Below are 24,723 nucleotides of genomic sequence, written 5' to 3'. Positions count from 1 at the left end.
TTAGCTCATAATCTAAATTCAAAACAAATAATAGAAGGTGTAGGATTAGATCCAAGAATTGGAAATCATTATAATAATCCAAGCTTTGGATATGGTGGATACTGCTTGCCAAAAGATACAAAACAACTAAGAGCAAACTATGAAGATGTACCACATAGCTTAATATCAGCAATAGTAGAAGCAAACTCTACAAGAAAAGATTTTATAGCCCAAAGTATAATAGAGAAACTAAATCTAATACCTTCAAATCCTGATAATATAGAGACTGCAAAAAAAGTAGGAGTATATAGACTTATAATGAAAGAAGGAAGTGATAACTTTAGAGCTTCAGCAATTCAAGGAATCATGAAAAGAATAAAAGCAAAAGGTATAGAAGTAGTAATATATGAACCCAATTTAGAAGATGAAATGTTTTTTAACTCAAAAGTAGTAAAAGATTTAGATGAGTTTAAAAATATATCAGATGTAATAGTAGCAAATAGGTTATCTCAAGAACTTTTAGATGTAGAAGATAAAGTATATACACGAGATATATTTAATAGTGATAGTTAAGGTAATATAAAAAATGAAAATACTTGTAACAGGAACAGCAGGATTTATAGGATACCACTTAGCTTTAAAACTTCTTGAAAGAGGTGATGAAGTAGTAGGACTTGATAATATAAATGACTATTATGATGTAAATTTAAAATATGCGAGATTAACTAAACTTGGTATCTCTAAAGATGAAATATATTCAAATAAATTAGTTCAATCTAAAATATATTCTAAACATAAATTTATAAAAATGGATTTGTCAAATACAAACGATATATATGCATTGTTTGAAAAAGAGAAATTTGATGCAGTATGTAATTTAGCTGCTCAAGCAGGAGTTAGATACTCAATAGAAAATCCACATGCATATATAGATTCAAATGTAAAAGGATTTATGAATATACTAGAAGCTTGTAGACATAATGATGTTAAAAACCTATCTTACGCCTCAAGTTCTTCTGTATATGGATTAAATAAAAGTCAACCATTTAAAACAAGTGATCATACTGATCATCCAGTTAGTTTATATGCAGCAACAAAAAAATCAAATGAGATGATGGCACATACATATTCACATTTATATAATATTTCCACTACAGGATTAAGATTTTTTACAGTTTATGGACCATACGGACGTCCAGATATGGCACCAATGCTATTTGCAGATGCTATTTTAAATAATAGAGCTATAAAAGTATTTAATCATGGAAATATGAGTAGAGATTTCACTTATGTAGAAGATATAGTAGATGGGATTATAAAAGTTATAGATAATCCAGCGAAAGCTTCACAAGACTTTAATCCTGAAAATCCAAGTCCAGACATATCAAGTGCTCCATATAGAATATATAATATAGGGAATAATGCACCAGTATCACTAATGGAGTTTATAGAGACATTAGAGGATAAGCTTCAAATAGAAGCAAAAAAGAATTTTATGGATATGCAAGCAGGAGATGTAGTATCAACTTATGCAGATACAAATGATTTAATCAAAGATTTTGATTATAAACCAGATACAAAACTTGCTGATGGAATTGAGCAGTTTGTTATTTGGTATAAAGAGTTTTATTAATGAATAAACTTTCAGTCGTAATTATTACCAAAAATGAAGAAAAATTTATTACTGATGCAATAAACTCATCTTTATTTGCAGATGAAGTTCTTATCTTAGATAGTGGCTCATCTGATAAAACATGTGAAATCGCTAATACTTTGGGTGCAAAAGTTTATACTCAAGAGTGGTTAGGTTTTGGAGCTCAAAAAAACAAAGCTGTAGAATTAGCTTCAAATGATTGGGTTTTTGTTTTAGATAGTGATGAACGTATTACAAATGAATTAAAAGAAGAAATATTAAAAACTATAGAAAATCCAGAAGCTGATGGTTATTTTATTGCTAGATTAAATAATTTTTTTGGAAAAGATATTAAATCATGTGGTCTTTATCCTGATTATTCTATTAGATTATTTAATAGAACAAAAGGTGCTTTTAATGATGTTCCTGTACATGAAAGTGTACAAATGAAAACAACACCAAGCCATTTAAAAAATCATATGATTCATCTAGCTTATGAGAGTATTGAAGAGTTTATTCAAAAACAAAATAGATACTCATCTTTAAATCATAAGAAAAAGTCGTTATTTAAAGCTATTGTTAATCCATACTGGACTTTTTTTAAGCTGTTTATAATTAAAAAGGGTTTTTTAGATGGTTATTATGGTTTTATAATTGCAAAATTATATGCTCAATACACATTTTGGAAATATATAAAATGAAAATAGCTAATCCTAAAAAAATATTAATTATGAAATTTAGAAATATTGGGGATGTGTTATTAACAACTCCTTTAATTAAAAATTTGAAGTTGGCTTACCCAAATGCTTTAATTGACATAGCAGTTAATAAGGGTTGTGAAGATATGGTAACTTTAAATCCTAATATTAATGATGTAATAATTTATGATAGAAATAAAGTAAAAAAAAATCCACCCTTAAAAAGAATGTTTGAAGAAGTAAAGTTTGCTTTATCTTTTCGAAAAAATAAATATGATATTATTATAAATACGACTAAAGGAGATAGGGGAGCACAGTTAGCATTATTAAGTGGTGCTAAACTTAAAATTGGTTACCCTGGAAGTAAAAATATTTTAACTAAAAATGTTTTTGATATATATTTACCTTCTCAAGAGTTTAGACATACCTTGGAGATGGATTTAGACTCTTTAAGAGAATTGAAATTAGATATAAAAGAAAAAAAAGTAGAGATTTTTTGGTCAGATCAAGATGATAAAAAAGTATCTGATAAGTTAAAAGATTCTGAGTTGAAAGAAAAAGATTTTATTCATATTCATGCTGTTTCTAGATGGATGTTTAAGTGTATTAGTGATGTGACTATGGCTAATATCATTGATTACTGTGAATTAGAATTAAATAAAAAAGTTGTTTTAACAGCAGCACCTGTGAAACATGAGCTAGATAAACTTGAATCAATTTTAAAATTATGTAAATCAAAACCTGTTACTTATGCCGGTGAATTTACATTAAAACAAACAGCATGTTTAAATAAAAAAGCTTTAGCCTTTATTGGTGTAGATACATCAATAATGCATATAAGTGCTGCAAATGATGTACCTGTTTTAGCTTTCTTTGGGCCAAGTGGTACTGATCATTGGGGACCTTGGGATAATGACTGTATGGAAAGTGGTTACTTAAAAAGAAATGGCTTCCAACAAATGGGAAAACATAGGGTAATAGCAGAATCTAGGGAGTGTCAACCATGTGGAAAAGATGGTTGTAATGGAACTAAAATTAGTGATTGTTTAATGGAACTAGATTTTGAGTTTATTAAGAAAAATATTGATGAGATGGTAAATGGTAAATAATATGAAAGTTTTGCATACAGAATGGTCTGATGGCTGGGGCGGTCAAGAGATTAGAATTATTAATGAAATGATTGCAGTTAGAGAACAAGGTGTTGAAGTTTTTTTAGCATGTAGAGACCATTCAATTATAAAAGAAAAAGCAATTGAGAATAATATTAAAGTTTTTGTATTGCCTTTTAGAGGGAATGTTGATTTTAAAACAATGTTTGCTCTTGTAAAAATAGTAAAAGATAACAATATTGATTTTATAAATACCCATAGTGGTAAAGATACTTGGGTAGGTGGAATTGCTGCTAAAGTTTCTGGAGCTAAATTCATAAGAACAAGACATCTTTCGAATAGAATCAGAAGTTCTAGATTAAATTTTATTAATGAAATTGCTGATTATGTATTCACTACTGGTGAAAGTGTTCGAGCTGATATGATTAAATATAATAGAGTTAGTCCTAATAAAATTATATCTATTCCAACAGGTATTGATGATACTATATTTGATCCTAGTAAGTATGATAGAGGATTTTTCCGAAAAAAGTACAATATATCAGATGATGAAATTGCAATAGGTATAGTTGCAGTAATTAGAAGATTTAAAAGACATGATTTATTTGTTGAAGCTGCAGGGAAATTAATTTCAAATAATAATAAACTAAAGTTTTATATAGCAGGAGATGGTCCTATAAAAGATGATATTGTAGAACTTGTAAAGGATAAAGGTTTAAAAGATAATATTATATTTTTAGGTCATGTTTCTAATCCTGCAGAACTATTATCAGCACTTGATATATTTACTTTAACATCTGATTCTAAAGAAGGTGTACCTCAATCTGTAATGCAAGCATTATTAATGAATAAAAAAGTAGTAGCAACTGATGTTGGAAGTACTAAAGATCTATTTTATAATGATAACTTTAGATTAATTCATCCAAATAAAGTTGATGAAATTGTTAATGCTATAAATAGTTTATTGACAGAAAAAATAAATTTGAATAGAGATTACGTAGTTGATAATTTTTCAAAAAAAGTAATGGTGGAAAAAACACTTAAAATTTATAAAGAATTAAGAAGATAAATTTGAAAATAATCAAGTATATAAATAAAATCCTGCCATTAGTCAAAAAAAAAAGTGATTTGACTAAATTTAAAAATATATTAGTAGTTTCTAATACGGGTTTAGGTGATACTGTCTTGGGTACTCCTGCTATGAAAACTTTAAGAAAAAGTTTTCCTGAGATAAATATTACTTTTCTTGTTAATAGAAAAATGTTCCCATTATTTTCTGATTATGATTTTATAGATGATTACTTATTATATGAAACGGGTTTTTTCAATCAAATTAAATTAGTAAAAAAACTTAGAAAAAAAGAAATTGATACTATCTTCCTTTTTCATTCTAATGGTCCAGAAGATATATTTTTTTCAATATTAAGTGGTGCTAATAATATTTTAAAAATGACAGATAAATCAAGTCATAAGTATGAAGATATATTTCTTAATAAAATGTCTAATGAAAAAAAACATATTATAGAAAGAAAAATTGATTTGGTTAGAGTATTTAATCCTAATATTATTGATACTACAATGAGTTTGCCAAGTAAGTTTGATAACAAAAAGAATGATATTTTTGCAAATAAAAAGTATAAATATATAGGTTTGCAATTAGGTGCACAAGATACCTATAAAATTTGGCCTGTATCTAAATTTATTGAATTGTCTAATAGAATATTGAAAGACAATAATATTAAAATTGTACTTTTCGGTGCATCTAAATTAGAGAAAATGATGGCTAAAGAACTTGTCTCAAGTGTATCTCAAAGAAAATTTATAATTAATATGTGTGGAAAGTCTAAAATAGAGGAATTACCTGAACTTGTAAATGGCTTAGATTTATTAATAACAAATGATACAGGATTAATGCATATTTCTATTGCTTTACATATCCCAACTATATCATTATTTGGTCCAACTGATTCGACAATTTTTGGTCCATATCAAAACCTTTCTATGCATACAGTTATTCAAAAAGATGGTTCTTTTGTTAATAATGTTCCTAAAAAAAAGAGAACACAAGAAGGTATTGATCTTATATCTGTTGAAGAAGTCTATAAAGAATATTTACAAAAAAGGAAACTTGATGAAGATTGATTTATTTAAAAGTAAAATTCTTTTAGTCCGTAATGATAATATTGGAGATTTAATATGTACTACTCCTTCTATTGAAGCATTACGAAAAAAATACCCATCTGCACAAATAGATATTGTTGTTAATTCATATAATTTTGAAGCAATAAACAATAATAAATTCGTAGATAAAATATATTGTTACACAAAGCCTAAGCATAAAAAAGGTTTTTTAGAAAAGCTTAAAGCAGGGATAGGAAAGTTAAAAATATTAATTGATATAAAAAAAGAAAAATATGATGCTGTTATTGTATTAAGGTCAGATTATTCAAAATCAGCAGAACTTTTTTCTAAAATTACAAATGCAAAATATAAAGTCGGTGTTAAAAATAAAAGAGGTAAAGATGATTTTAATTTATATGTAGATTTTGATGGAAATATGAACGAAGTCGATTTTTGTTATTCATGTCTTAATTTTTTTGGAGTTAAAAAAGATTATGAAAAAACTACATTTTATATACCTTCTAATATGATTAATAGTCATTTAAAATACTATGGATATTCTGCTTTTCATATTTCAGCTCGAATGAAAAATAATCAGATGTCTTTTAATAAGCTTGTAGACATTGTTAATTCTTTACCTTCGGATAAATTTATTATTACTGCTGAGCCTAAAGATTATAAAATAGCAAAAATGATTTCGAAAATGTGTAATATAGAGTTTAAAAAAACCGCCTCTTTTTTAGATTTAGGAGCATTATTTTGTAACTTGAAACTTTTAGTAACTTTAGAAGGTGGAGCTATGCACTTGGCACCAGCTGTAGGACTTAAAACTATTGCATTATTTGGTGTTTCTCCACTAGAAAGATGGTTTCCATGGGGATATAAAGAACTTGTTATTCAAGATAAGTCTTTAATTGCTGAAAATATTGATAAAAATTTGATTATATCAAAAATTAAGGAAAATATTGATGATTGAAAATATTAAAAGAATTAATAGTAGATTTTTCTTAGATTATTTTTTTCTTTTTATTTTTTTGCTTACACTTCCTATTTCTAATGTAACTGCAATTCAAAATATTTCAATTTTTATGTTTATTTTATTAATAATAATTACTAATAATAAAATATATAAAAATATTATAAAAATAAAGAAGTACTTATATCTAATTTTAGGAATCATATTTCTTGCTTTAATATCTATTCTCTTTTCAATTGATCCAAAAGAAACAATAAGTGAAATACGAGGTGAAATATTAAAACCTTTTATTATTTCCCTGTTTATATTTATATTTATGCTAAAAAGAAATATTAAGGAAATATATACTGTAATTTTATTAATACTTATATCTTTATTTGTTCACTCAGTAATTAATTTATTTATGTGGTATGAAGGTGGCTTATGGCCATTTAGAGCAGGTGGATTAGTTGATAGTGGAGGGGGAGAAAGATTTGGTATTTGGGCTACTTATGCACTTTCTATTTCATTTGCTTTATTTTTTACAAAATATAGAAATATTGGAATAGTTTTATTTGTAGTATTTTTATTGTCCATTATTGCTAATAATACAAGGGCAACTTTTGTCGGTACAATATTAATATTTATTTTTTATTTTATATTCTTTTACTCAAATAAAATAATTAAATTTGCATCTTTATTTATGCTTTTACTTTTTTTAGTTATTTTTACCTTTTATTCTAAGAATTTTGATACAAGATATAATGTTTATAATATGATTTCTAAAATTAAACATTTAGATAACTATAGTCCGAATGATTATGATAAACTTGTAAAAGAACATTCTTTAGGAAGCCCTTCTATTGCAAGATTAGCTATGTGGAAGTCTGTTCTTTTATATAGAGTAAATGAACCTTTTATTCCTCTTGGATATGGTAGATTTTTATTTGACAAGCAAATAAAAGATATATGGATTAATAATTCTCAAAATATTCCGTATAAGATATATAAACAAGCCCATAATGATTTTTTAAGTATATTTTTAAGTTTAGGAATATTTGGTTTAAGTTTTTTTATTGTTTTCTTATATTATCTTTTGAAAATTAATTATTTTATTTTTAAATATAATAAGGAATTTAAATTTGTTGGTGTATTTATCTTTCTTGGAACTATTGGATATATTGCATCTATGATGTTTGGTAGTTTCTTTGGTGATAGTGAACAGTTATATTTCTATGCTTTATATGGAATTTCACTAGCATTATATGTTAAAACAAAAGAAGAACTTTATGCAGAAAATTAAATTTATAAGAGCAAATAAAACTAAATTTGGTGGTGCAGAAGTTTACCTTTTAAGGTTATCAGAGCAACTTAAAAAACTTAATATAGAACATGAATTAGTATTCTCTAATATTCCTAAGTTCTTACCTTCTTGGTTTAGAGTTATATTATTCAATATACAAGTATGCAAAAAGAAAAAAGATTCTTTATATTTCTCACTAGAGCGAATTTCATGTCCTGATATATATAGAGCAGGGGATGGAGTACATAAAGTTTTTTTGTCCATTGAAGACAAATCTAAATTAAATCCTTTGCATGCAGTTTACTTATATTTAGAAAAAAGAACTTTCAATAATGCAAAAAAAATAATTGCAAATTCTAATATGGTTAAAAATGAAATTATTAAAATATATGGAATAAATGAAAATAAAATTAAAGTTATTTATAATGGATTTAAATTAGAAAAAACAAATTATGTATTATCTTATAGTAATTTAAAAGATGAATTTTCTTTGGGTTTAAAAAATAAAGAAAAAATAATTTTATATGTTGGTAGTGGCTTTAAAAGAAAAGGAGTTAAAGAGTTTTTAGAAGTTTTGTCAAAATTAAAAAATCAAAACTTTAGAGCTTTTGTAGTTGGTAAAGAAAAAAAGATTAAGTACTATAAAAATTATGCTAAAGAATTAAATATTGATAATAAGGTAATCTTTACAGGTCCAAGAACAGATGTTAAAGACTTTTATTCTATTAGTGATATTTTTCTTTTCCCTACAAAATATGAACCCTTTTCAAATGTAGTATTAGAAGCAATGAATTATGAAAATGTTGTTATTACAACAAAACAAAATGGTGCAAGTGAAATTTTAAATAATAAATATACTATGCTTACACCTAATGATTATTCAATAGTAGAAAAAATCGATGATTTACTTGCTAATAATGATAAAATAGAAAAAATAAAAAAAGAAAATCTAAAAATTGTTCAAAACTTTTCAATTGAAAGAAATGTTCAAGAAACTTTGGAAGTTATAAATGAAGTTATTAATTGAAATACCTACATGGTTAGGTGATGCTATTATGGCTACACCTGCTATTGAAAACCTTTTAAAGCACTATAGAGGTGCAGAAGTTACTATTGTTGGTTCATACGTTGCTACACAACTTTTTGTTAATGATAAACGTATTAGTAATATTATTGTTGATAATACTAAAAAAAGTTTAGTTAGATTATTATCTGTTTATCAATTAGCAAAGAAAGTAAAAGATTTTGATTATGCTATATCTTTTAGAAGTTCATTTTATTCAAAGTTATTATTGAAGTTTTTAGATACAAAAGAGAACTACAATTTTGAAAAAGAAAAAATCACTAAACATCAAGTTTTAAAATACAATGACTTTTTAAATAAGACTTTAGATACAAACTTTAAAGCAAGAGATTTAATGCTTAGATTTAAGCCTCAGTGGTACAAAAAACCAACTTTAGGTATTAATCCAGGTGCTACTTATGGGAGTGCAAAAAGATGGTATCCAAAAGAGTTTGCTAAGCTTGCTATAGAACTATCAAAAAAGTATGATATTATAATATTTGGTGGTCCAAATGAGACTGAGATGGCTGCTGATATTGAAAAGATTTTAATTGAGAATGATGTAACTAATTATAAGAATTTAGCTGGTAAAACAACAATTCCAGAATTAATAGAAAAAATTGCTGCATTAGATATTTTTATTACAAATGATAGTGGTCCTATGCATATTGCAGCTGTTTACAAAGTAAATACATTTGCTATTTTTGGACCGACTAGTTTTAAAGAGACAAATCAATGGAATAATCCACTTGAAACAATAGTTTCTAAATACTTAGAATGTTCTCCTTGTATGAAAAGAACTTGTCCTTTAAAACACCATGATTGTATGAAAACAATCACAGCTGATGATGTACTAAAGCTAATTAATAAATAATTAGCTTAGTTCATTATCAATTATTTGACAAATAGTATGTCCAAATAAGATATGCATTTCTTGAATTCTGGGGGTATCATTAGATGGGACTACTAGATTAATATCACACATTTCATTCATAGCTCCACCATCTCTTCCACTAAAACCTAAAGTTTTACAACCAAGTTCTCTTCCTAGTTTTAATGCACTTATTACATTTCCACTATTTCCACTTGTACTAATTCCAATAATTAAGTCACCTTTATTAGCTAAAGATTCAACTTGTCTATCAAATACTCTATCATAACCATAGTCGTTTCCAATAGCAGTTAAAGCACTTGTATCAGTAGTAAGAGCGATTCCTGGAAGTCCTCTTCTTTCAGTTTTATATCTACCTGTAAGTTCTGCTGCAATATGTTGTGCATCTGCAGCACTTCCACCATTTCCACATAAAAGGATTTTATTTCCAGCTTTTAATGTTTCAACAGCTAAAGTAGAGGCATTTAAAAGTTCATCCTCCATATTATTTATTACATTATTGATTGTTTCTAAATGTGATTGAAACTCATTACTTATTGTTTGCTTCATTTTCTTTTATCCTTTGAATAGTTCTTGTAGTACTTCTTCCTTCTACAAATTCAACAAGTTTTAATTCCTCAACTAAGTCTTGTCCCACTACATCTTTACCTTCATAATCTCCACCTTTTACAAGGATATGAGGGCTTACTGTTTTAATTAAATCATAAGGAGTATCATCTTCAAATAACACAACATAATCAACACTTTCAAGTGCTGCTAGAGTATATGCTCTATCATCTTGTGTATTTACAGGTCTAGATGGACCTTTTAATCTTTTTACAGAGTCATCAGAGTTTAATCCTAAGATTAATACATCTCCAAAACTTTTTGCAGTTTCAAGATATTTAACATGTCCTACATGTAAAATATCAAAACAACCATTAGTAAATACAACTTTTTTACCTCTTTGTTTTAATTCTTCTGATAATTTAGCTATTTCATCTACTGTTTTTATATGGCTATATGAATTTGATTTATGTAAGCTTGATTCATATTCTGTTATTTCATCAATTGTTGTTGTTGCACTTCCAATTTTCCCTACAACTACACCTGCTGCTAGATTTGCAAATTCTATAGATCTATATATATCATTTCCTAAACTAAGTGCAAATCCTAAAGATGCAATTACAGTATCTCCTGCACCTGTTACATCATAAACTTCTCTAGCAACTGTTGGTTTTATTGTTACTTCATCATTATCTAAAATTGCTATTCCATTTTCACTTAATGTAATTACAGAAAGTGATAAATTAGCATCTTTTTTTAATTGAACAAGTGATTTTTTTAATGATATATCATTATAAATTTCGATTTTAGATGCAAGCTCTGCTTCTTTTTTATTTGGAGTTAAAAGATAAGCACCAGAATATTTACTATAATCTTCACCTTTTGGATCAACTAAAACTTTTTTATTTTGTTTATTTGCATAATCAATTATTTTTAAACATAAGTTTTCAGTTAATACACCTTTCCCATAATCAGAAAGTATAATTAATTCATATCTATTTAAAATTTCTTGGTATTTAGCAAAAACTTTTTTTTCTGACTCTAAAGAAATTGAGTTTTTACTCTCTTGATCATATCTCACAACTTGAGTTTTAGAAGCCATAATTCTAGACTTTTTAGAAGTTTTTCTTCCTTCTTGTTCAATTAGATATGATTGAGTTCCTGTTTTTGTAAGTAACTCTTTTAATTCAATAGCAATACTGTCTTTTCCTACTACAGAAATAGCACCAACATCACTACCTAAACTTCTAAGATTATTGATTACATTTCCAGCTCCACCTAATACAGTAGTCTCTTTTTTGATATCAACAACTGGTACAGGTGCTTCTGGAGAGATTCTTTCACTACTTCCCCATAAATAGTGATCAATCATTAAATCACCAATTACTAATATACTTGGTCTTTTATCTATATTAATCATTATTTAACCTCTGTTTCAAATAATCTTTTAATTTCTGGAATATAAGCTTTTATACCAGCTTCCATAGAGTATTTTGGTTCATAGTTTAGATTCTCTTTTGTAGATTCAATATTTGCTTGGGTAAAAAATTGGTACGAACCTATAAAGGGATTAGGAATATACTCTTTTCCATTGTCAATTTTTAATTCTTTTTGTAAAATATTTACAATATCTTCAAATGATCTAGCATTTCCTGTTCCCACATTATAAACTCCAGATTTTTTAGGAGTACAAGCTTTGATATTTGCTTGAATAATATCTTCGATATAAATAAAATCTCTTAGAATTTTATCGCTACCTTCGAATAGTTTAGGAGTTAAACCTTTTAATATTTGATGCCCAAATTGAACAACCATTGAAGCTGTACTATTTTTGAAGAATTCTCTATTCCCATAAACATTAAAATATTTTAATCCAACAATAGAAATATTTAAATCTTTTTTTAGATATTCAGCTGTAATATTATCCATCATTACTTTTGAGAACCCATAAGCATTGTTTGGTTGTTCATATCCAACTTCAAATCTATCACTATCTCCGTATGTTGCTGCTGAACTTGCATAAATCATATTCGCATTATGTTTAATAGCTAATTTTAATAAATCTTCATATGCATTTACATTTGTTTTCATCATTACATCTTGTTCTAATACTGTTGTATCAGAAATTGCTGCTTGATGAAAAATATAATCAAATTTGTAGTTCTCTTCTAACTCTTTTAATGCTACTTTATCATTAATATCACCACTTACTACAATTCCTTTGAATCCAAATAAGTTTTTAAAATGCCCAAAGCTTTTAAGGTTTCCATTAGAAAATGTTTCCCCTGATCTAAAACAATCAAATGCAACAATTCTTGCATCTGGGTAATTCTCTTGAAAATAAAATGCAAGATTACTACCAATAAATCCAGCAGCTCCTGTAATTAGAATAGTTTTTTTATTAAAATCAATATCTGTATAACTCATATTATTCCTTGATTATATTTATAGTTTCTTCTATTGTTGTTACAATATTTTTTGTTTTTATTTCATCTTTGTTATTTGTATATTCACTATTAATTAAAATAGAGTTTGAAATCCCTGCATTAAAAGCTACTTCAATATCAGATAGTTTATCTCCAATCATCCATGAATTATTTAAATCTATTTCATATTTTTTACAAGCTTCATTGATCATGCCGGGTTTTGGTTTTCTACATTCACAATTATTATTAGGTGTATGAGGACAATAAAATACATCTAGAATATCAATATTATTATTCTTAAATTCTTGAACCATCCATTTTGTTAATTTATTAAAATCATCTTCACTAAAATAACCTCTTCCTATACCCGATTGATTAGTAATTACAATTATTTGGTATCCTAAAGATTGGAAGTGTTTACAAGTTTCAAATAGTTTGTTCGTAAATTCAAAGTCTTCTATTTTATAAAGATAATGTTTGTCAATATTTATTACACCATCTCTATCTAAAAAAATAGTTTTTTTATTATTCAAAGTTTTCATTCCTTATTATCATTATAAAATGGATATTATATCATAATATATTTTTAACTGGATTAAGAAATAGTGAAGTATTATTTTTATAATCTGCAAAGATTAATTTACAAAGAGTTCCTATGAAAAGTACAATACATTCAATTTTAATTTATCCTCTAGTTTTTATGTTTTCATTTATGCTAAAAGGTAAAAAAGAGAGTTATGATAATTTTTTTAATCCTAAAGAAGAGAATAAAGATATTAATATATTAAATATTGTTGATAATAATAAAGAAGTATCTTTATTCTCAAAGATTAAACTATTTTTTGACAAAGAGTCGCCTTTATATGATAAAACATTGGTTGATATAAATATTAAAAAAGTTGATATCCCTGAAAAGAAAAACTTCGGTATGTTTAATTTTCCAAAGAAAATTGATATGTATTACTCTTTATCTATGTTAAGTAAAAGAATTACAAATGATAATTTATATTTCAAATTAAATTTCCAGGATAGTATTTCTAAAGATGAAGAGTTAAACTGTTATTTAAGATATTGTCTATTTGTTTATGCTTCTAGAAAGATTGATAAATTTTCTATTAATTATACAAGTTTAATATTATCAAAAGAATTAACTAAACTTAATGAAACAATGATAAAATTTTTATCAAATAGTAAATTTATAAATTTTACAGTTGCAAAAGACTTACATGTTTTAACTTGTGAAAAGAAAAAAGAGAAATTTGATATTATTTGGTCTAGTTCAAAAAGAGAGATAGACTTAACAGATTTTAATAGAGTTTTTGATAAATTTGGTCAGGAATTAAAAAAAGATATAAAAATCACAAATAGTCCAATATACGCTTATCATTAATATAAAGAGTTTAAATGAATCAAATATCAATTTCATATAAAACAAAAAGTAATCTTATAGATGCTTTACTAAAACAAGAAAATATTATAGAAGTACAAAATACTGGTATTTTAAAGAAACTTTCTTTTTTAAAAAAAGAGTATGCAGATATATATTTTCATTCAGGGAGTTTAGATGAGAAAAGTAAAAGTGAAATACTTAATTCTAAAAAGGTTATAGTTAATTCAAAAACTTTAAAAACAGAAATACTTAAAAGTTTAAATGAGCTTGATCCTACAAAAATTGAATGTATATATCCAAGTATTGATATAAATTATGAAAAACCTAAACTTATTAAGAAAAAAGTTTGTGATACTTTAAATATTAATTCAAAAAAAAGGATCATTTTTTTTACTGCTAAAAACTTTAAAAATTCTGGTGTAAAAGAGTTTATAGAAACTTTATTTTCTTTAAATGAACAAAATATTTTAGGAATAATAGCAGGTGATAAAAAGCAAATTAATAGTTTAAAATTTCAAATATCAAAGTTTGATTATTCTTCTAAATTGCTATTAGTTGAAGATTATGAAAATATAGAGGAACTTTTTTTAGCATCTGATATTTTCTTTTTGCCCACATATAATAAATATTTTGCTTCTAGTATTCTAAAAGCAATGTATTGTAAAAATGTAGTTTTTACTACAGTAAATAATCATGCAAGTGAATTAATAGATGTTTTTTCAACTATGGAGAATCCAAATGATAGATCAGCTTCTTTTAAAATTGATGCTGTTCTTATGGAAAAAGATGAAATGAAAAAAATTAAAAAAGATAATAGAAAACTAGCAAAAAAATTTACCTTAAATATTAATTTAAAAAGAGTAAATGAAATTATCAATAATTTAAATAAAATTTAAGTCTATTAAGATAAAATACGCAAATATTTTTCACTATATAAGGAAGACAAATGTCAAGAAGATGTGCAATATCAGGAAAAGGACCTATGGTTGGGAACAACGTAAGTCACGCTAAAAACAGAACTAAAAAGAGATTTTTACCAAACTTAAGAACAGTTAGAGTTACTTTAGAAGATGGTACAACTAAAAAAATCAGAATCTCAGCTAAAGAGTTAAGAACTCTTAAAAAACACTCATAAGAGAGCACTAGAAAAGTGCTTTCATGAGCATCTTTAGAAGAATCAAAAAAGCCCTTGGCTGGGAAATTAGATCAGTCAAACCAGAATACGACTTAAATCCATTAATATACTCACAATTAAAACCATTTAGATTACCATTTGTATTAGTTCAAATCATTATGATGATAGGTACATTAGGTTACATTATCATTGATGACTTTTCAATCTTAGACGCAATATTTCAAACAGGTATTACATTTACAACTGTTGGATTTGGAGAAATAGCTCCTATTTCACCTGCTGGAAGATTTTTTACTATTACGCTTATTATATTTGGTTTTGCAGTATTTACACTTTCTACTGCTGTTTTAATTGATACTGTAGTTAAAGGAAGGTTGTTTGACCTATATAAGGAAAGAAGTATGTTATATAAGATTGCAAGACTTAGAAGACATTTTGTTATTTTCTATCATAATGAGTATACTTCACAGTTAGCAAAACAGTTTAGGGAAAATCATATTCCTTTTGTTGTTGTTGATCCAAGTGAGGATATAGAACAAATAGCTAAAGAGAATGGTTATCCATATTTTGTAAAAGAAGAACCTTATAAAGAGGTTGCATTTTTAAAGTCTCACTTAAGTTCGGCAAAAGGTGCAATATCTTTATCAAAGAATATTTCAGACAATATTACTTTAATTGCATCAGTTAGGCTTTATGAAAAAGAGCTTGGAAGAAGTCCTTTTTTAATTATTTCAAATGCAGAAACGCAAAATGAAAAAATTAGGCTTAAAAAACTTGGAGCTGATAAAGTTGTTGCAACTCCATCTTTAATGGCAAAAAGAGTATCTGCTATGGCTATTAGGCCAGATATGGAAAATGTGCTTGATGAATTTTTATATAAAAGAGATACTCCTATTGATATGGAAGAAGTTTATGTAAATGAAGAGTCTTGGGTTGTAAATAGAGAGATTAAAGATTTACATTTAAGAGATAGACTTAAAGTTTCAGTTATAGGGATAACTGAAAAAAAGGGTAAATTTATTCAAATGCCTAAAGGAACAATACTTATTAGTGCAAACTGTAAGCTTTTACTTGTTGGTTCACAAAAAGGTATTTCAAGAGCAAAAAGAATAATAAATTTAAAAGAGAAACCAGAGGATATATAAGATGTTTACAATATTACCAATAAAAGGTTACATTGATCAAATTGATGGCTTTAATTGTGATGGTATAAGTGCAGGACTTAAACCAAATGGAAATAATGATTTAGGTTTTATTTATACAAATGAACCATCTAAAGTACAAGCTATATTTACAGAAAATAGATTTCAAGCAGCACCATTAAAACATTATTTACAATATGAAGAGAATTTTAAGACGAACTTTGTACTTATTAATTCAAAAAATGCAAATGCGATGACAGGAAAAAAAGGTATAGAAGATATTAATACTATTTTTTCATCATTAAATTTTGATTTAGTAAATCCTATCATGAGTAGTACTGGTGTAATTGGAAACCCTTTACCAATTGAAAAAATAGTAAATGGTGCAAATTCTTTTGATTTAAATGCTAAAAATGGTGAGAATTTATCAAAAGCTATTATGACAACAGATGCTTATTCTAAAACTTGTATGTATGAAGTAAAACTTGAAGATGGAAGTTCATTTAAAATAGGTGCTGTAGCAAAGGGTGCTGGAATGATAAATCCAAACTTAGCAACTATGCTTTGTTTTATTTGTACAGATGCAGCAGTTCCTTCAAATGATATGAAAGAAGCATTAAAAGTAAATAGTGAAACAACATTTAATGCAATATCAGTAGATGGAGATACATCAACAAATGATACAGTAATGATATTAGCAAATCAAAAATCAAATGCTTATGACAAAGAGGCATTTTTTGAAGCTGTAAGATTAGTAATGCATGATATGGCAATGCTAATGGTCGCAGATGGTGAAGGTGCAAAAAAGGCAGTTGCATTTGAAGTTAAAAATGCAGCAACAAAAGAAGAAGCACAAATAGCTGCAAAAGCATTATCAAATTCATTACTTGTAAAAACAGCACTGTTTGGTGAAGATCCAAACTTTGGAAGAATTGCATCCACAATAGGAGCATCAAGAGTAACTAGTGATGAAGAAAAGTTAGTTATATCATATAATGATGTTGTTGTTTATAATAAAGGTGAAATCTGCTTTGATGAAGAGCAAGAAGTAAAAGCAGCAAAAGTACTAGAAAATGATAAATTTAAAGTTATTTGTGATTTAGGAGTAGGGGAGTATAGTTTTACAGCATACGGATGTGACTTAGGTTATGAGTACGTAAAGATTAATGCCGATTACAGAACTTAAAATACAATAATTTCTGAAGTGACTAGATGTCACTTCTGTACGTACGAAAATGTAAAGATTAATGCCGATTACAGAACATAATAATAAATTTAAATTATCTTAAGTTCTTGGGTTGTATAATTATTTTATAAATCAACAAGAGGATGATAAAATGTTTCATGAACATAGAGAACTAATCGCAGAGTTAAAACAAAAAGATGCACATTTTCATAAGTTATTTGATAAGCATAATGATTTAGATGAAGAAATTACAGAAATGGAAAAAAATCATGCTGATCAATTCGAAATTGAAGCAAAGAAAAAAGAAAAATTAAAATTAAAAGATGATGTTTATAATATGATCATCAAATATAAAAACGAAAAAGCATAAATAACTTTTATATATTAAAAAAGAGACTATTTTTGGTCTCTTTTCTTTCATAAATAACTTACTCAACTTAGCCTAAGCCCACTTTAGATATAATATCTAAATTTTATATTACAAAGGCCTTTTTTTATGGAAAACCTTTTTGAAAACCAAGATATTATTGATATAAATATTGAAGATTCTGTAAAAGCTTCATATTTAGATTACTCAATGAGTGTTATTATTGGTAGAGCACTACCAGATGCAAAAGATGGATTAAAACCAGTTCACAGAAGAATTTTATATGCTATGCATGATTTAAATATTTCTTCAAAATCTGCATATAAAAAATCTGCAAGAATTGTTGGAGATGTTATTGGTAAGTATCACCCCCATGGTGATAGCTCAGTTTATGATGCACTAGTTAGAATGGCACAAGATTTCTCAATGAGAGCTCCTTTAGTTGATGGACAAGGGAACTTTGGTTCAATTGATGGTGATAATGCAGCAGCAATGAGATATACAGAAGCTAGAATGACTAAAATATCTGAAGAGGTTTTAAGAGACATTGATAAAGATACAATCAATTATACTCAAAACTATGATGATACGTTAAAAGAACCAACTGTTTTACCTACAAGAGTTCCAACTTTATTATTAAATGGTAGTGAGGGTATTGCTGTTGGTATGGCTACAAAAATTCCACCACATAATTTAAATGAATTATTAAATGCAGTTTTATATACTATTGACAATCCAGAAGCAACAGCAGAGGATTTAATGCAATTTATTCAAGGTCCAGATTTCCCAACAGGTGGTACTATCTTTGGTAGAAGAGGGATCATTGATGCTTATAAAACAGGGCGTGGAAGAGTTAAAATAAGAGCTAAGCATCATATTGAAACAAAAGGTAAAAAAGAAGTAATTGTTTTAGATGAACTTCCATATCAAGTAAATAAATCAAGATTAATTGAACAAATAGCAACACTTGCTAAAGACAAGCAAATTGAAGGTATTTCAGAAGTAAGAGATGAATCTGATAGAGAAGGTATTAGAGTTGTAATTGAATTAAAAAAAGATGCTATGGGTGAGATTGTATTAAATAATCTTTATAAATCTACACCAATGGAAACTACATTTGGTATTATACTTTTAGCAGTTCATAATAAAGAGCCAAAAGTATTTAATTTACCACAACTTTTAAATATTTTCTTATCACATAGAAAAACTGTAATTATTAGAAGAACAATTTTTGATTTAGAAAAGGCAAAAGCAAGAGCTCATATTTTAGAGGGATTAAAAATTGCATTAGATAATATTGATGAAGTAGTTCAAATTATTAGAGCTTCTGCAAATGATGCTGAAGCAAAAGAAAAACTTCAAGATAGATTTGGACTTTCAACAATTCAATCACAAGCTATTTTAGATATGAGACTAGGAAGATTAACAGGTCTTCAAAGAGACAAATTAGAAGCTGAATATCAAGAGTTATTAGCTTTAATTGCTGAGTTAGAAGCTATTTTAAAATCTGAAGAAAAATTAAATGAGATTATTAAAGAAGAATTAGTAGAAATTAAAGATAAGTATTCTGATGAAAGAAGAACTGAAATTGAAGATTCTTATGATGAAATTGATATGGAAGATTTAATTCCAAATGAGCCAATGGTTGTTACTATAACTCACAATGGATATGTAAAAAGAGTTCCAATTAAATCTTATGAAAAACAAAGAAGAGGTGGTAAAGGTAAAGTAGCAGTTACTACTCATGATGATGACTTTATTGAAAAATTCTTTGTTTCAAATACTCATGATACTTTAATGTTTGTAACCAATATGGGACAATTATACTGGTTAAAAGTTTATAGAATTCCAGAGGGAAGTAGAACAGCAAAAGGTAAAGCAGTTGTTAACCTAATTAACTTAAGACCTGATGAAAAAATTATGGCAATTATCCCAACAGATGATTTCGATGAGTCTAAATCATTAGCATTCTTTACTAAAAATGGTATTGTAAAAAGAACTTCATTATCAGAATTCAGTAATATTAGATCAAATGGTGTAAGAGCAATTGTACTTGATGATTTAGATGAAATAGTTACAGCTAAAATTACAAACGTTGAGTCTGAATATATTATGATTTTTACTAGTTTAGGTCAATGTATTAGATTTGAAATAGATAAGACTAGAGAACAAGGTAGAAGTACTAGAGGAGTAAGAGGTATTAAGTTTAAGCATGATACTGATTATGTTGTTGATGCTGATGTAATTGATTCTATAGAACAAGAATTATTAACAGTATCTGAAAAAGGTATAGGAAAAAGAACACTTGTTGAAGAGTATAGACTTACAAATAGAGCAGGTTCTGGTGTTATTTCAATGAAATTATCACAAAAAACAGGAAATGTTGTAGGTGAAGTTTTAGTTGATGAAAGTATGGACTTAATGGCATTAACTTCAATTGGTAAGATGATTAGAGTAGATATGCAAACTATTAGAAAAGCAGGAAGAAATACTTCTGGTGTTATCATCGTTAATGTTGATAAAGGTGATAAAGTTGTATCAATTGCAAAATGTCCAAAGCAAGATGAAGAAATTGAAGTAGATGAAAATGGTAATGTTATTAGATATAACGAAGATGGAGAAATAATAGAAGAAATAGCAGTTGAGGATAAAACTCAACAAAATATTGAAGAATCTTCAAATGATAATTTAGAAGAAAAGGAAGAGTAATATGAGAAAATTTAATGTCGCAGTTGTAGGAGCAACTGGTGCAGTAGGTGAAGAGCTTTTTAGAGTTATGGCAGATTATGACTTTCCAGTTAATAATATTGTTCCTTTAGCAAGTGCTAAAAGTGCCGGCTCAAAAATAGAGTATAAAAATAAAGAATACACAGTTTTAGAACTAACTGAGACTGTTTTTGAAGAAAATGAAGTTGATATAGCATTTTTTAGTGCAGGTGGAAGTATTTCAGAAAAGTTTGCTAAATATGCTGTAGAAGCAGGTGCAGTTGTAATTGATAATACAAGTCATTTTAGAATGAATCCAAATGTTCCTTTAGTGGTTCCAGAAGTAAACCCAGAAGATATTGCTTTTTGGAGAGAGACAGGAATTATTGCTAATCCAAACTGTTCAACAATTCAAATGGTATTATCTTTAAAGCCATTAGATGAGTTATATGGAATTAAAAGAGTTGATGTATCTACTTATCAAGCAGTTTCAGGTGCAGGTAAAGCAGGGATGGAAGAACTTGTAAAACAAATGCAAGATTTCTTTGCTTTTAAATTAGATGAGAGTAAAAAAGATGCATTTGCACACCAAATTGCGTTAAATGTAATTCCTCAAATTGATGTTGCACAACCAAATGATTTCACTAAAGAAGAAATGAAAATGGTAAACGAAACTCAAAAAATTCTTCATAAAGAAGTTCAAGTAGCTGCTACTTGTGTAAGAGTACCTGTATTAAGATCTCACTCTGAATCAATTACAGTAACATTTGACGAAAATGTAGATGTAGATGTAAATGAAGTTAGAAATGCTTTAGAAAACTTTGAAAATGTTGAAGTTATTGATGATTTAGAAAATAATGCTTATCCTATGCCAATTGTATCAACTGATACAGATATGACTTATGTAGGTAGAATCAGAAAAGATGTTTATGCTCCTAATATCGTACATTTTTTTAATGTTGCAGATCAAGTAAGAGTAGGTGCAGCAACTAACTCTGTTAGAATTGCATTAAAATGGATTGAAATGGAGAGTGACATTTAATGATAGAAAAGCTTTTTGAAAGTGCAATGTGGAAAACAAGATTTCTTGTACTTTTCGCTGTACTTTTTGGCTTATTAGGAGCAGTAGTATTATTTATTATTGCTAGTATGGATATATTTAGTATCGCAAAATATGCTTTTGATACTATTATAGTTCATGCTCATCCTGAAAATTTTCATGAAGATGTAGTAAGTGGCATAATTGGTGCTGTTGATTTATATTTAATAGCAGTAGTTATGCTTATATTTTCATTTGGAATATATGAACTTTTTATCTCACCTATTGATCATTGTGAAGAAGCACAAGATGATTCAAAAATCTTATCAATTACATCTTTAGATCAATTAAAAGATAAAATAGCAAAAGTAATTGTTATGGTTTTAGTTGTAAATTTTTTTCAAAAAGTATTACACACTGAATATAATGGTGCTTTAGAAATGTTGTATTTTGCTTTAGCAGTGACTGCTTTAGCTATTGGACTTTTCTTTTTAGGAAAAGTTGGAAAAAAATAAAAAGGTAAATTATGTCAAAAATTTTTGTTGATGCGTGTTTAAGAAAAGAGACTCCTTATACTCCTGTATGGATGATGAGACAAGCTGGTAGATATTTACCAGAATATATGGAAGTTAGAGCACAAGCTGGAAACTTTTTAAACTTATGTCATGATCCAGAAAAAGCTTGTGAAGTTACAATCCAACCTTTAGATATTGTTGGTGTTGATGCTGCTATTTTATTCTCTGATATTTTAGTTATTCCAAATGAAATGGGAATGCACTTAGAGTTTGTAAAAGGTGAAGGACCAATCTTTAAAGAGCCAATTAAAACTGAGGAACAATTAGATGCTTTAATAGGTGGTGAAGATGCAGCTTCAAAATTGACATACGTTTATGAAACTATTAAATTATTAAAACAAAGATTACCAGAAGATAAAGCACTTATTGGATTTACTGGTGCTCCTTGGACTTTAGCTACATATATGATTGAAGGTCAAGGTACTAAAACATATAATGTATGTAAAAAAATGATGTATTCTAATCCTGAATTTTTACATAAAATCTTAAGAAAAGTTACTGATGTAGTTAAGTTATATATGGAAAAACAAATAGAAGCTGGTGCAGATGTTGTTCAAATCTTTGATTCATGGGCGGCTGCAATTGAACCAGGAAGATATGATGAATTTTCATGGAAGTATATGGTAGAAATTGCTGAGCACTTAAAAGAGAAATATCCTCATATTCCAGTAATTATGTTCCCTAAAGGAATTTCAGCATTTATTAACATGGGTGGAGTTTACGGAAACTTTGATGTATTAGGTATTGATTGGGGAACACCAATGGCTATGGCAAAAGCTAAGCTTGGAGATAAGTATGTTCTTCAAGGAAATATGGAACCTTGTAGATTATATTCTAAAGAAGAAACTACTAAATGTGTGGAAAAAATTCAAGAGACTATGCAAGGTGAGGGTCATATCTTCAATCTAGGACATGGTATTTTACCAGATGTACCTGTAGAAAATGCAATTCACTTCGTAAAAGAGTGTCATAGAGTCTCTAGAAAATCTTAATAAAAATCTCAAAATAAAATAAGTAGCTTTTGCTACTTATTAAAGAAAGCCAAACAATGCCTTACTCAAACTCAATAACTTTTGGACCAATTGCTTCAAGAAGATTTGGAATTTCACTAGGAATTGATCTTTCTCCTAGTTCAAAACAGTGTAATTTTGATTGTTTATATTGTGAACTTGAAGGTGCAAAAACTGTTTCAAAAATGACAGAGTACCCAAGTATAGAAGATGTAATAGCAGAAATAAAAACAAGTTTCTCAAAAAACGAAAAAATAGATGTTATAACACTTACTGCAAATGGTGAACCTACACTTTATCCTAAATTAGATGAACTAGTTGATGAAATCAACAAAATAAAAAAAGATACAAAAACTTTAATTTTATCAAATGGTAGTACAATTTATAAAGAAGATATATTTAATACACTTATGAAAATTGATACAGTTAAATTATCTTTAGATTGTGTAAGTGAAAAATGTTTTAAAAAATTAGATAGAACAGATAAAAGTATAAATATAAAAAAAATTATTCCTTCAATGATTGAATTTTCAAAAAAAACTAAAAATGATTTTGTTTTAGAAGTACTTTTTGTAAAAGATTTAAATGATAAAGATGATGAAATTACTTTATTATATGATGCAATAAAGCAAATTAATCCCAAAAGGGTAGATATTGGTACTATTGATAGACCACCTGCATATAAAGTTAAACCAGTAAGTTATGATACTTTAGAAAAAGTAGCAAATATATTTGAAGGTATTAATGTAAATATTGCATATAAAAATAGGCCTAAACATTTAAGCTTATATTCAAAAGAAGATATAGTTCAAACATTAAAAAGAAGACCACTTACAATTGAAGATATTGAAAATTTATTTGATGAAGAGTCTAAGAATAATTTAGAAGAACTAGTAAAAAATAGTAAAATATCACTTGTTGATAGTAGTGGAGTTGAATTTTACAAAAATTTATAAATTTTTGTAAAAAAGTCTTGACAAAGAAAATATTTTTTACTATAATTCCACTCCATTAAAAAAATGGTTAAATAATCCGGCATAGCTCAGTGGTAGAGTAGATGACTGTTAATCATTTGGTCCCTGGTTCGAATCCAGGTGCCGGAGCCATTATTTTAATACATTTCAAATTTATAGATTCCGGCATAGCTCAGTGGTAGAGTAGATGACTGTTAATCATTTGGTCCCTGGTTCGAATCCAGGTGCCGGAGCCATTTATAAATTATTCAACAAAATCCGGCATAGCTCAGTGGTAGAGTAGATGACTGTTAATCATTTGGTCCCTGGTTCGAATCCAGGTGCCGGAGCCACTAATAAGCTTTTATCTAAAAGAACTTAAGTTCTTCTAGCTAAAAGCTTTTTTTTTGCCAAAAATTTATCTCACTAAATACTAATATAAATCTAAAAACCTAAAAAAACTAAATAGTTACTAAGATAGAAATCATATAAATA

25 protein-coding genes and 3 tRNA genes are annotated in these 24,723 nt (G+C 27.2%); 24 read left to right on the top strand and 4 right to left on the bottom strand.

Annotated features, from left to right (window positions below):
* The 10 genes from ACH5BH_RS14300 to ACH5BH_RS14255 form a co-directional block, all read left to right on the top strand.
* On the top strand, nucleotides 1-552 hold a 552-nt coding region (locus tag ACH5BH_RS14300; RefSeq protein ID WP_423298813.1), incomplete at its 5' end, for a UDP binding domain-containing protein.
* 13 nt (nucleotides 553-565) lie between these two features.
* Nucleotides 566-1,612: an NAD-dependent epimerase gene (locus ACH5BH_RS14295; RefSeq protein ID WP_423298812.1), complete on the top strand. Its 1,047-nt coding sequence runs from the start codon at nucleotides 566-568 to the stop codon at nucleotides 1,610-1,612.
* A complete protein-coding gene (locus ACH5BH_RS14290) occupies nucleotides 1,612-2,313 on the top strand; it encodes a glycosyltransferase family 2 protein (RefSeq protein ID WP_423298811.1) in 702 nt (233 codons plus the stop codon). Before ACH5BH_RS14295 ends, ACH5BH_RS14290 begins: the two co-directional genes overlap by 1 nt.
* Complete coding sequence (rfaQ, locus tag ACH5BH_RS14285) at nucleotides 2,310-3,419, top strand: putative lipopolysaccharide heptosyltransferase III (protein WP_423298810.1); 1,110 nt, start codon at nucleotides 2,310-2,312, stop codon at nucleotides 3,417-3,419. The genes ACH5BH_RS14290 and rfaQ overlap by 4 nt, the downstream gene beginning before the upstream one ends.
* A gap of 1 nt (nucleotide 3,420) precedes the next feature.
* Nucleotides 3,421-4,488 carry a glycosyltransferase family 4 protein gene (locus ACH5BH_RS14280; RefSeq protein WP_423298809.1) on the top strand — a complete coding sequence of 356 codons (1,068 nt, stop codon included), beginning with the start codon at nucleotides 3,421-3,423 and terminating at the stop codon, nucleotides 4,486-4,488.
* A gap of 59 nt (nucleotides 4,489-4,547) precedes the next feature.
* Nucleotides 4,548-5,561, top strand: a complete 1,014-nt coding sequence (locus ACH5BH_RS14275) for a glycosyltransferase family 9 protein (RefSeq protein ID WP_423298808.1) — start codon at nucleotides 4,548-4,550, stop codon at nucleotides 5,559-5,561.
* A complete protein-coding gene (locus tag ACH5BH_RS14270; protein WP_423298807.1) occupies nucleotides 5,551-6,516 on the top strand; it encodes a glycosyltransferase family 9 protein in 966 nt (321 codons plus the stop codon). Before ACH5BH_RS14275 ends, ACH5BH_RS14270 begins: the two co-directional genes overlap by 11 nt.
* The gene (locus ACH5BH_RS14265) at nucleotides 6,509-7,798 is read left to right on the top strand and encodes an O-antigen ligase family protein (RefSeq protein ID WP_423298806.1); all 1,290 of its coding nucleotides are present in this window, start codon (nucleotides 6,509-6,511) and stop codon (nucleotides 7,796-7,798) included. Before ACH5BH_RS14270 ends, ACH5BH_RS14265 begins: the two co-directional genes overlap by 8 nt.
* Nucleotides 7,785-8,825, top strand: a complete 1,041-nt coding sequence (locus ACH5BH_RS14260) for a glycosyltransferase family 4 protein (protein WP_423298805.1) — start codon at nucleotides 7,785-7,787, stop codon at nucleotides 8,823-8,825. The genes ACH5BH_RS14265 and ACH5BH_RS14260 overlap by 14 nt, the downstream gene beginning before the upstream one ends.
* Nucleotides 8,809-9,735, top strand: a complete 927-nt coding sequence (locus tag ACH5BH_RS14255) for a glycosyltransferase family 9 protein (protein ID WP_423298804.1) — start codon at nucleotides 8,809-8,811, stop codon at nucleotides 9,733-9,735. The genes ACH5BH_RS14260 and ACH5BH_RS14255 overlap by 17 nt, the downstream gene beginning before the upstream one ends.
* On the opposite strand, the gene gmhA is transcribed toward ACH5BH_RS14255, so the two are convergent.
* The 4 genes from gmhA to gmhB are packed head-to-tail and all read right to left on the bottom strand — an operon-like array spanning nucleotide 9,736 to nucleotide 13,258.
* On the bottom strand, nucleotides 9,736-10,302 hold the full coding sequence (gmhA, locus tag ACH5BH_RS14250) for a D-sedoheptulose 7-phosphate isomerase (protein ID WP_423298803.1): 567 nt from the start codon (nucleotides 10,300-10,302) through the stop codon (nucleotides 9,736-9,738).
* On the bottom strand, nucleotides 10,283-11,719 hold the full coding sequence (gene rfaE1 / locus ACH5BH_RS14245) for a D-glycero-beta-D-manno-heptose-7-phosphate kinase (RefSeq protein ID WP_423298802.1): 1,437 nt from the start codon (nucleotides 11,717-11,719) through the stop codon (nucleotides 10,283-10,285). Before rfaE1 ends, gmhA begins: the two co-directional genes overlap by 20 nt.
* A complete protein-coding gene (rfaD, locus tag ACH5BH_RS14240) occupies nucleotides 11,719-12,726 on the bottom strand; it encodes an ADP-glyceromanno-heptose 6-epimerase (RefSeq protein WP_423298801.1) in 1,008 nt (335 codons plus the stop codon). Before rfaD ends, rfaE1 begins: the two co-directional genes overlap by 1 nt.
* Before the next feature lies 1 nt (nucleotide 12,727).
* Nucleotides 12,728-13,258: a D-glycero-beta-D-manno-heptose 1,7-bisphosphate 7-phosphatase gene (gene gmhB / locus ACH5BH_RS14235; protein WP_423298800.1), complete on the bottom strand. Its 531-nt coding sequence runs from the start codon at nucleotides 13,256-13,258 to the stop codon at nucleotides 12,728-12,730.
* 122 nt (nucleotides 13,259-13,380) lie between these two features.
* Here gmhB and ACH5BH_RS14230 point away from each other — a divergent pair, with 122 nt between their 5' ends.
* The 14 genes from ACH5BH_RS14230 to ACH5BH_RS14165 all read left to right on the top strand — a co-directional run bounded on the left by ACH5BH_RS14230 (nucleotide 13,381) and on the right by ACH5BH_RS14165 (nucleotide 24,581).
* Nucleotides 13,381-14,115: a hypothetical protein gene (locus tag ACH5BH_RS14230; RefSeq protein ID WP_423298799.1), complete on the top strand. Its 735-nt coding sequence runs from the start codon at nucleotides 13,381-13,383 to the stop codon at nucleotides 14,113-14,115.
* A 14-nt stretch (nucleotides 14,116-14,129) separates the two neighbouring features.
* Complete coding sequence (locus tag ACH5BH_RS14225) at nucleotides 14,130-15,011, top strand: glycosyltransferase (protein ID WP_423298798.1); 882 nt, start codon at nucleotides 14,130-14,132, stop codon at nucleotides 15,009-15,011.
* Nucleotides 15,012-15,061: 50 nt separating this feature from the next.
* Nucleotides 15,062-15,250, top strand: a complete 189-nt coding sequence (rpmB, locus tag ACH5BH_RS14220) for a 50S ribosomal protein L28 (protein WP_254575847.1) — start codon at nucleotides 15,062-15,064, stop codon at nucleotides 15,248-15,250.
* Between the two features lie 23 nt (nucleotides 15,251-15,273).
* Nucleotides 15,274-16,395, top strand: a complete 1,122-nt coding sequence (locus ACH5BH_RS14215; RefSeq protein WP_404307939.1) for a potassium channel family protein — start codon at nucleotides 15,274-15,276, stop codon at nucleotides 16,393-16,395.
* Between the two features lies 1 nt (nucleotide 16,396).
* Nucleotides 16,397-17,578: a bifunctional glutamate N-acetyltransferase/amino-acid acetyltransferase ArgJ gene (gene argJ, locus ACH5BH_RS14210; protein ID WP_423298797.1), complete on the top strand. Its 1,182-nt coding sequence runs from the start codon at nucleotides 16,397-16,399 to the stop codon at nucleotides 17,576-17,578.
* A gap of 151 nt (nucleotides 17,579-17,729) precedes the next feature.
* Nucleotides 17,730-17,948, top strand: a complete 219-nt coding sequence (locus ACH5BH_RS14205; protein WP_404307935.1) for an HP1242/YdcH family protein — start codon at nucleotides 17,730-17,732, stop codon at nucleotides 17,946-17,948.
* A 126-nt stretch (nucleotides 17,949-18,074) separates the two neighbouring features.
* A complete protein-coding gene (gene gyrA, locus ACH5BH_RS14200; RefSeq protein WP_404307933.1) occupies nucleotides 18,075-20,654 on the top strand; it encodes a DNA gyrase subunit A in 2,580 nt (859 codons plus the stop codon).
* 1 nt (nucleotide 20,655) lies between these two features.
* A complete protein-coding gene (locus tag ACH5BH_RS14195; RefSeq protein ID WP_423298796.1) occupies nucleotides 20,656-21,693 on the top strand; it encodes an aspartate-semialdehyde dehydrogenase in 1,038 nt (345 codons plus the stop codon).
* Complete coding sequence (locus ACH5BH_RS14190; protein ID WP_404307929.1) at nucleotides 21,693-22,205, top strand: YqhA family protein; 513 nt, start codon at nucleotides 21,693-21,695, stop codon at nucleotides 22,203-22,205. The genes ACH5BH_RS14195 and ACH5BH_RS14190 overlap by 1 nt, the downstream gene beginning before the upstream one ends.
* An 11-nt stretch (nucleotides 22,206-22,216) precedes the next feature.
* Nucleotides 22,217-23,257 (top strand): uroporphyrinogen decarboxylase, encoded by a 1,041-nt coding sequence (gene hemE / locus ACH5BH_RS14185; RefSeq protein WP_404307927.1) that lies wholly within the window; start codon nucleotides 22,217-22,219, stop codon nucleotides 23,255-23,257.
* Nucleotides 23,258-23,313: 56 nt separating this feature from the next.
* On the top strand, nucleotides 23,314-24,231 hold the full coding sequence (locus ACH5BH_RS14180) for a radical SAM protein (RefSeq protein ID WP_423298795.1): 918 nt from the start codon (nucleotides 23,314-23,316) through the stop codon (nucleotides 24,229-24,231).
* Between the two features lie 75 nt (nucleotides 24,232-24,306).
* Nucleotides 24,307-24,381, top strand: a tRNA-Asn gene (locus ACH5BH_RS14175).
* 29 nt (nucleotides 24,382-24,410) lie between these two features.
* A tRNA-Asn gene (locus tag ACH5BH_RS14170) sits at nucleotides 24,411-24,485 on the top strand.
* A 21-nt stretch (nucleotides 24,486-24,506) separates the two neighbouring features.
* Nucleotides 24,507-24,581 (top strand) — tRNA-Asn (locus ACH5BH_RS14165).
* The last annotated feature ends 142 nt before the right edge of the window (nucleotides 24,582-24,723 follow it).

This window comes from Arcobacter rhizosphaerae (genome assembly GCF_049472155.1).
Taxonomy (GTDB): Bacteria; Campylobacterota; Campylobacteria; order Campylobacterales; family Arcobacteraceae; genus Arcobacter_B.
This window is presented reverse-complemented; position numbering and strand designations above follow the sequence as displayed.